This is a genomic window from Streptomyces sp. 5-10, from assembly GCF_014712245.1.
Classification (GTDB): domain Bacteria; phylum Actinomycetota; class Actinomycetes; order Streptomycetales; family Streptomycetaceae; genus Streptomyces; species Streptomyces violaceusniger.
This window is the reverse complement of the sequence record NZ_JACVYG010000070.1, coordinates 42,305-48,738: the sequence shown is the minus strand read 5'-3', so window position 1 is coordinate 48,738 and position 6,434 is coordinate 42,305. Positions and strand designations below refer to the sequence as shown.

Annotated in this window: 8 protein-coding genes; 3 read left to right on the top strand and 5 right to left on the bottom strand. The window is 71.7% G+C overall.

The features are described 5' to 3' along the window. Nucleotides 1-113 (bottom strand): biotin carboxylase N-terminal domain-containing protein (locus IEJ02_RS42950; RefSeq protein WP_161198291.1); only part of this gene is annotated, 113 nt, incomplete at its 3' end. Between the two features lie 345 nt (nt 114-458). On the opposite strand from IEJ02_RS42950, the gene IEJ02_RS42945 reads away from it, so the two are divergent. Further along, complete coding sequence (locus tag IEJ02_RS42945) at nt 459-911, top strand: hypothetical protein (protein WP_191069742.1); 453 nt, start codon at nt 459-461, stop codon at nt 909-911. Nucleotides 912-972: 61 nt separating this feature from the next. Here the strand turns inward: IEJ02_RS42945 and IEJ02_RS42940 are convergent, their stop codons facing one another. The 4 genes from IEJ02_RS42940 to IEJ02_RS42930 all read right to left on the bottom strand — a co-directional run bounded on the left by IEJ02_RS42940 (nt 973) and on the right by IEJ02_RS42930 (nt 3,971). Then, nucleotides 973-1,578 carry a Maf family protein gene (locus IEJ02_RS42940; protein ID WP_137978309.1) on the bottom strand — a complete coding sequence of 202 codons (606 nt, stop codon included), beginning with the start codon at nt 1,576-1,578 and terminating at the stop codon, nt 973-975. Between the two features lie 315 nt (nt 1,579-1,893). Beyond that, nucleotides 1,894-2,025, bottom strand: coding sequence for a morphogenic membrane protein MmpB (gene mmpB, locus IEJ02_RS50085; protein WP_020870724.1), 132 nt, complete (start codon nt 2,023-2,025; stop codon nt 1,894-1,896). A gap of 94 nt (nt 2,026-2,119) precedes the next feature. Then, entirely contained in the window at nt 2,120-2,326 is a 207-nt protein-coding gene (locus IEJ02_RS42935; RefSeq protein ID WP_137978308.1) for an acyl-CoA carboxylase epsilon subunit, read from the bottom strand. Between the two features lie 43 nt (nt 2,327-2,369). Beyond that, nucleotides 2,370-3,971 carry an acyl-CoA carboxylase subunit beta gene (locus IEJ02_RS42930; protein WP_191069741.1) on the bottom strand — a complete coding sequence of 534 codons (1,602 nt, stop codon included), beginning with the start codon at nt 3,969-3,971 and terminating at the stop codon, nt 2,370-2,372. Between the two features lie 238 nt (nt 3,972-4,209). Between IEJ02_RS42930 and IEJ02_RS42925 the strand changes: the two genes are divergently transcribed. Together IEJ02_RS42925 and IEJ02_RS42920 are read left to right on the top strand one after the other, a co-directional pair. Next, nucleotides 4,210-5,097: a biotin--[acetyl-CoA-carboxylase] ligase gene (locus tag IEJ02_RS42925; RefSeq protein ID WP_191069740.1), complete on the top strand. Its 888-nt coding sequence runs from the start codon at nt 4,210-4,212 to the stop codon at nt 5,095-5,097. Nucleotides 5,098-5,243: 146 nt separating this feature from the next. Then, nucleotides 5,244-6,419, top strand: coding sequence for an adenylate/guanylate cyclase domain-containing protein (locus IEJ02_RS42920; RefSeq protein WP_191069739.1), 1,176 nt, complete (start codon nt 5,244-5,246; stop codon nt 6,417-6,419). Nucleotides 6,420-6,434: the final 15 nt, after the last annotated feature.

The window sequence follows — 6,434 nt, the reverse complement described above, 5'->3', positions numbered from 1 at the left end:
GCGTCCCGGTCCGGATCGGCGTAGACGGCTACGCTCGCGATACCGGCATCCCGGCAGGCACGGGCAACACGGACAGCGATCTCGCCACGGTTGGCGATGAGCACCTTGCGCACGATGGCTCCCTCCTTGAAACAAGCCGAGTTTAGGTACAGGCGACACCTCGCGCCGAGAAGACCCCGGGCGTGAGCTTGACCACACGGAGCGTGAACCTCGCGTTGGACGAACGTCCGGATCCCCCGTCGCTCCACGGTACGCCCGGTTTTCGCGGGCGTGGCGCGGTCCGCGATGTGGGCAAGGTCTCTGGCGTGCCGTGCTGCGGCGCTTCACGTTTCTTTGTGGAAACCCTACGAATGCCGGGCGGAAACTTTGCCACGGCGTTCAGCTCATCCGCACCTCTTGTCGGGGCGCTTACCCGTTAGTAGCGTGCTTCGGCACCGACAGAGTGGGAGGGGATCGCGGTGGCGCGCAGACCAGTGGCCGCGGTGGCGGCAGTGACGCTGATGGTCGAGGCGGTCGGCATAGCGCTGCTGAACTGGATCCTCGGCCTGGTCGTGGACCGTCAGCAGATGTCCATGGGCGGCCTGGACACCGACGCGATGTCGATCGGCACCTGGGTCGCGGGCGGCCTCTTCGGCCTCTATCTGCTGGTGTGCGGGGTGGTGCTGCTGCGCACCGCCGTGCGCGACCGCGCCCCCGGCCGCCTGGCCCGCATCCTGCTCATCACCTGTGCGGTGGTGCACGGGCTGGTGGGCGCGTTCTCGGTCGGCCTGGTGGGATGGGCGGCGTTCGCGTTCCTGATGGTGGTGCTGGGGCTGATCGTGCTGAGCCTGCTGGGGTACGAGGCGGAGCCGCCCGCCGAGCCCTCCGCCGAGCCCGCGGGCGGCGGCCAGGACGCCCCCAGCCCGGCCTGATCCGGGAAAGTTCCAGGGAAAGACCTGGGAGAAGTTCGGGGAAACGCCTAGCCGGAATTCCCTAGTCGTTCCAGAGGTCCGTGATCCGCACGTCCAGTTCGGCGAGCAGTCGGCGGAACAGCGGCAGGGACAGCCCGATCACGTTTCCGGAGTCGCCCTCGATGCCGTCGATGAACGGCGCGGAACGGCCGTCGAGGGTGAACGCGCCCGCCACGTGCAGCGGTTCGCCGCTGGCGACGTACGCCGCGATCTCCTCGTCCGTCGGCTCGCCGAAGCGGACCGTGGTGGACGCGGTGGCCGAGGTGCGGCGGCCGCTGGCCGTGTCGATCACGCAGTGCCCGGTGCGCAGCACCCCGGACCGGCCGCGCATCGACTTCCAGCGGGCGGTGGCCTCCTCGGCGTCGGCCGGTTTGCCGAGCGCCTGACCGTCCAGCTCCAGCACCGAGTCGCAGCCGACGACGAGGGAGCCGGCCGTCTCCGGAAGCCCGGCCACGGCGGTGGCTTTCGCCTCGGCCAGCACCCGGGCCAACTCGGCGGGGGTCTCGGCGCTGAGCGCGTCCTCGTCCACTCCGCTGACGATCACCTTCGGCGCCAATCCGGCCTGTCGCAGCAGCCCGAGCCGGGCGGGCGAGGCGGACGCGAGGACGAGAGTGCGCTGCGCAGTCATGCGCACCAGGGTAAGCCGCTCCCGGAGAGGGGCCGCGGGCCAGGGCCAGCTGNCCGGAGAGGGGCCGCGGGCCAGGGCCAGCTGCCCCCTCCCCGCCCCTTCCCGCAGCACCGATATGCGGCTCTGCCGCGTGGCAGGGGCTCCGCCCCCGGACCCCGAGGGCTCGGCACCTCACAGCGGTAGCTGGGGGAGCTTGAGGAGCGGGGTCTGGGGCGGAGCCCCAGTTGAGGGAAGGGGCGGGGAGGGGAAGCATCGATATGCTGCTCCGCCGCGTGGCCCGCCGCAGGCGTCACGACCCGCCGGACAGGACGTCCGCTAGGGCCACATCCCCAGGATGCACATCGCCAGCAGCACGGAGACGGTCAGCACGGTGCGGGCGCGGCGGAGCATGGCCTCGGCGCGCCGCAGTTCCTCGGGCGGCTCATCGGGCGGCTCGGACCACAGCATGAATCCGATCCTGAGGCCACAGACGCCGGGGCGCCTGAGTACGCGTACTCAGGCGCCCCGGCACGAAGGTGCCATTCGGCCCGCCGCGGTCCGCTCAGGCGGGCCAGTAGGTGGTGCGCCACGCCTTGGGGCCCGGGTGCGGCACCCGGTGGCTGGGGATGGTGCGGGCCGGGTCGGACCACTCCTCCGGATCGTCCTCGGTCTGCGCGGTGGCCATGGCGGCCGCCGCGCGTGCTCGCACCACCGCCAGAGCGGCGGCCAACTCCTCGGGGGTCGGGTTGCCCCGGACAATACGGATCATGGGAACAGCCCTTCGCTAGGGGGCTAGAGGGGGCCAGAGGGGGCTAGAGAGGGATGTTGCCGTGCTTCTTCGGGGGCAGCGCCTCGCGCTTGTTCCGCAAGGTCCGCAGACCGCGGACGATGTGGCGACGGGTCTCGGAGGGCATGATCACAGCATCCACATACCCCCGCTCGGCCGCGATATACGGATTCAGCAGGGTGTCCTCGTAGTCCGCGATCAGCTCGGTGCGGGTGGCCTCCGGATCGTCGGAGGAGGCGATGGTGCGCCGGTGGAGGATGTTGACCGCGCCCTGGGCGCCCATGACCGCGATCTGCGCGGTCGGCCAGGCCAGGTTGAGGTCCGCGCCCAGGTGCTTGGAGCCCATCACGTCGTACGCGCCACCGAACGCCTTGCGGGTGATGACCGTGATCAGCGGGACGGTGGCCTCCGCGTAGGCGAAGATCAGCTTGGCGCCGCGCCGGATGATGCCGTTGTACTCCTGGTCGGTGCCGGGCAGGAAGCCGGGCACGTCCACGAAGGTCAGGACGGGCACGTTGAACGCGTCGCAGGTGCGCACGAAGCGCGCGGCCTTCTCGGAGGCGTCGATGTCCAGGCAGCCGGCCAACTGCATCGGCTGGTTGGCCACGATGCCCACCGGGTGGCCCTCGACCCGTCCGAAACCGGTGATGATGTTGGGCGCGAAGAGCGCCTGCGTCTCCATGAACTCGTTGTCGTCCAGCACGTGCTCGATGGCCTTGTGCACGTCGTACGGCTGGTTCGCCGAGTCCGGGATGAGGGTGTCCATCTCCCGGTCCTCGTCCGAGACCTCCAGATCGGCCTCCTCGTCGGGGAAGGCCGGGGGCTGGGAGAGGTTGTTGGAGGGGAGGTAGGACAGCAGGGCCTTGACGTACTCGATGCCGTCCTTCTCGTCCCCGGCCATGTAGTGCGCGACACCGGAGGTGGTGTTGTGGGTCCGGGCGCCGCCCAGCGCCTCGAAGCCGACGTCCTCGCCCGTGACCGTCTTGATCACATCAGGGCCGGTGATGAACATGTGCGAGGTCTGGTCGACCATCACCGTGAAGTCGGTGATCGCCGGGGAGTAGACCGCCCCGCCCGCGCACGGGCCCACGACCAGGCTGATCTGCGGGATCACCCCGGAGGCGTGGGTGTTGCGGCGGAAGATCTCGCCGTACATGCCGAGGGAGACCACACCCTCCTGGATGCGGGCGCCACCGGAGTCGTTGATGCCGACGACCGGGCAGCCGGTCTTCAGCGCGAAGTCCATGACCTTGATGATCTTCTCGCCGAACACCTCCCCGAGCGCCCCGCCGAAGACCGTGAAGTCCTGGGAGAACACGGCCACCGGGCGGCCGTCGACCGTGCCGTAACCGGTGACGACCCCGTCCCCGTACGGCCGGTTCTGCTCGATGCCGAAGTTGGTCGAGCGGTGCCGGGCGAACTCGTCGAGCTCGGTGAAGGACCCCTCGTCCAGGAGGAGGTCGATGCGTTCGCGCGCGGTCAGCTTGCCCTTGGCGTGCTGCTTCTCCACCGCGCGCGCGGACCCGGCGTGGGTCGCTTCTTCGATGCGGCGCTGCAGGTCCGCGAGCTTCCCCGCGGTGGTGTGGCGGTCAGGAATCTCGGGGGCGGTCTCCGGCTCGGTGGACATCGGGATGCGGCTCCTGCTCGTCCTGGGGGTGGATACGGCGGGTCTTCAGGATCGGGGGAAGGCGGGGAACGGGGTCGTACGGGTGGGGATCGTGATCAGATGGGTCCTGTCGGGTTTCGGGGGTTCCGGACCGTTCGGCGGCTTTGCGCTGGCTGGGCTACCGGCACGTAGCGTATCGGCGGCACCGCTTGGTGGCACTGCGTCGTTGGCCACACCTCCTGACCCTAGGCTGGCCCCCATGACGCCTTCTGACACCTCAGGGAGCCCAGGTGACGCGCGCGGACGCTGGTCCGACCTGGAGCGGCCACCGCTGAACGCCGCCGCGCTGCGCCGGGGGCTGGTGCGCCCCGGCGGGCTGTGGACCGAGCTCGAGGTGGTGCGGGCGACCGGCTCGACCAATACGGATCTGGTCACCCGGGCCCGGGCCGGGGCCCCCGAGGGCGCGGTGCTCATCGCCGAGGAGCAGACCGCGGGACGCGGCCGGCTCGACCGCGCCTGGACGGCCCCGGCCCGGTCCGGGCTCTTCTTCTCCATCCTGCTACGGCCCGGCGACGCCGGCGTGCCCACCGAGCGCTGGGGCTGGCTGCCGCTGCTGGCCGGGGTCGCGGCCGCCGGGGCGCTCAGCCGTACGGCGGGCGTGGACACCGCGCTGAAGTGGCCGAACGACCTGCTGGTGACGGTCGGGGGCGAGGAGCGGAAGTTCGGCGGGATCCTCGCCGAGCGGGCCGGGGACGCGGTGGTGATCGGCATGGGGCTGAACGTTTCGCTGCGCGCCGGTGAACTTCCCGTTCCCACCGCCGGGTCGCTGGCCCTGGCGGACGCCGTCTCCACCGACCGCGATCCGCTGCTGCGGGCCGTGCTGCGCTCGATCGCGGAGTGGTACGGGGAGTGGCGCCGCTTCGAGGGCGACCCCGGGGCGAGCGGCCTCCAGGAGACGTACGCGGCGGGCTGTGCGACCCTCGGGCGCCAGGTGCGGGCCGAGCTTCCGGGCGGCCGGGAGCGGGTCGGCGAGGCGGTCGCGATCGACGGCGACGGGCGTCTGGTTCTGGCCACGGAAGGCGGGGTTCAGGAGCCGGTCTCCGCCGGGGACATCGTGCATCTACGCTCCGTACCGAGGGAGGAATGACCCTCCCGCGCGAGAGTGAGCTACGGCACACCTGACGTATCGTGGTCGCGGTCGGTCCAGCTCGGGGCGGCTGTGGACGAGCTCGGGACCGGGCCGGGAAGAGGGAACGGAAGGGCAGTGCGCAGGGATCGGACAGGGGGCGGGCGGTGACCGCCGACGACGCGGGTTCCGGTACGGCCGAGGAGCGCGAGGTGCTGGACGCCGCCGCGCCCGACGGGGCCGTACGGGACACCGGGGCGCGGGAGAGCGCCGCCGCGGAGACCCCCGACGAGGACCAGCCGGACCCCATCGCGCTCCGGCTGGAGCAGCTGATCCTCGGCGCCGAGCGGCGCTACACCCCGTTCCAGGCCGCCCGCAGCGCGGGCGTCTCGGTCGAGCTGGCCACCCGCTTCTGGCGGGCCATGGGCTTCGCCGACATCGGCCAGGCCAAGGCGCTGACCGAGGCGGACGTACTGGCGCTGCGCCGGCTGTCCGGCCTGGTGGAGGCCGGGCTGCTGAGTGAGCCGATGGCCATCCAGGTGGCGCGGTCCACCGGCCAGACCACCGCCCGGCTCGCCGACTGGCAGATCGACTCCTTCCTGGAGGGGCTCACCGACCCCCAGGAGACCGGGATGACCCGGACCGAGATCGCGTACCCGCTGGTCGAGCTGTTGCTGCCGGAGCTGGAGGAGTTCCTGGTCTACGTCTACCGGCGCCAGCTCGCGGCGGCGACCGGCCGGGTGGTCCAGGCGGCGGACGACGTCGAGATGGTGGACCGGCGGCTGGCGGTCGGCTTCGCGGACCTGGTGAGCTTCACCCGGCTGACCCGGCGGCTGGAGGAGGAGGAGCTCGGCGAGCTGGTCGAGGCGTTCGAGACCACGGCCGCCGACCTGGTGGCGGCGCACGGCGGGCGGCTGATCAAGACGCTGGGCGACGAGGTGCTCTACGCGGCCGACGACGCGGGCATCGCCGCCGAGATCGCGCTGCGCCTGATCGAGACGCTGACGCATGACGAGACGATGCCAGAGCTGCGGGTCGGGATCGCGTTCGGCACGGTCACGACGCGGATGGGCGATGTCTTCGGCACGACGGTGAACCTGGCCAGCCGGCTGACGTCCATAGCCCCCAAGAACGCGGTCCTGGTGGACGGCGCGTTCGCCGAGGAGCTGAGCCGCACCGGGGAGGCCCCGGTGTCGGAGGCGGAGGCCGCGGAGGCGGCCGCCGCGGCGGAGAAGGAGGGCGAGGAGCCGCCCTCGTACCGCTTCGCGCTGCAGCCGATGTGGCAGCGGCCGGTGCGTGGCCTCGGGGTCGTGGAGCCGTGGCTGCTGAGCCGTCGCGCGTGAGCCCGTGCGGGGCGC